The 1,290-nt window shown below is 69.0% G+C and carries 3 protein-coding genes; all 3 read right to left on the bottom strand.

Going from position 1 to position 1,290, the window contains the following annotated elements:
* A partial coding sequence (gene tatB, locus AC1DZ6_RS25300; RefSeq protein WP_477099839.1) for a Sec-independent protein translocase protein TatB occupies positions 1-235 on the bottom strand: 235 nt, incomplete at its 3' end.
* 92 nt (positions 236-327) lie between these two features.
* Entirely contained in the window at positions 328-552 is a 225-nt protein-coding gene (locus AC1DZ6_RS25295) for a twin-arginine translocase TatA/TatE family subunit (RefSeq protein ID WP_029916543.1), read from the bottom strand.
* A 143-nt stretch (positions 553-695) separates the two neighbouring features.
* Positions 696-1,290 (bottom strand): SMC-Scp complex subunit ScpB (gene scpB, locus AC1DZ6_RS25290; RefSeq protein ID WP_477099838.1); only part of this gene is annotated, 595 nt, incomplete at its 5' end.

Here is a 1,290-nt window from a genome sequence, read left to right as displayed (position 1 = left end):
GGGCGGTGTACTGCCCCTCGCGCATGGCCTGGACTTCCTTGCGCAGCTCGTCGAGCTCCGACTGGCGGGCCATCTCGTCGAAGCTGGCGCGGAATTCGTTGGCCATCCCGCGGATGCGCCCCACGAACTGACCGAGCTTTCGCAGCAGAACGGGCAGGTCCTTGGGACCCACCACGATCAAGGCGACCGCGGCGATGACCAGGAGTTCCGTGCCGCCGACATCAAAACCGAGCATAGACGCGCCTTAGAGCGAGCCGGCGACCGGCGCGCGAAGTGAACGATAGCCGCGCCCGCCCTCCTCTCGGAAAGCGCGGCGCGACGAATCTCCTACGACTTGCGCAGGTCTTCCTTCTCGGCGTCGGTGCGCGGCAGCGCGCCGGTGGCCTTGTTGGCGGCGACCTCGTCGGACGGATCGTCCTTCAGGCCGTCCTTGAAGGCTTTGATGCCCTTGGCCGCATCACCCATGATGCCGGACAGCTTGCCGCGCCCGCCAAACAGCAGGGCCACGACCGCGATCACGATCACCCAGTGGATCCAGCTCATGCTACCCATGACGACGATGCTCCTTGCGACAGCGGCCCATTAGCCGCTGTGGCGTGTCGTTACAATATCTCTGACAATATAGGCGGTCGCGAGGCGGGGGGCAAAGCGGCGCCGGACGATAAGCCTCCGCCTGCGACGATGTGTAAAGCCCCCTATCGCCCTTCCATGTCTCCCAGGAAATCCTGAGCGAATTCGGGGGCCTCGTCGCCGTCCTCCAGCGGGTCCTCGTCTTCGCCGGGACGCAGGCCCATCGGATCGGGTACGGAGAAGCCCGGCGGCAGGTCCAGGGCCAGCAGGCCGGCCGCGCGCATCTCGGCGATTCCCGGCAGGTCGCCCAGGGTGGCCAGGCCGTAGTGCTCCAGGAAAGCGTCGGTGGTGCCGAACGTCACCGGGCGTCCGGGGGTGCGGCGGCGGCCGCGCATCTTGACCAGGCCCAGCTCCAGCAGCACGTCCAGCGTGCCCCGGCTGGCCTGCACGCCGCGCACGGCCTCGATCTCGGCCCGGGTGACGGGCTGGTGATAGGCGATGATGGCCAGGGTCTCCTGGGCGGCCTTGGACAGGCGCCGCGGCTCCTCGCGCTCCTCGGTCATCAGGAAGGCCAGGTCTGGGGCCGTCTGGAACCGCCAGCGGCCGGCCACCTRCACCAGCTCGATGCCCCGGCCGGCGTAGCGGGCGTGCAGGTCGGCCAGGCCCGCGCCGATGTCGGCCCCTTCGGGCAGGCGCTTGGCCAGGTCCTCGACGCTCAGC

It is taken from the genome of Caulobacter sp. P1_B12_2, from assembly GCF_056406675.1.
Note: the sequence above shows the minus strand (reverse complement) of the source record. Positions and strands in the feature narration are given on the sequence as shown.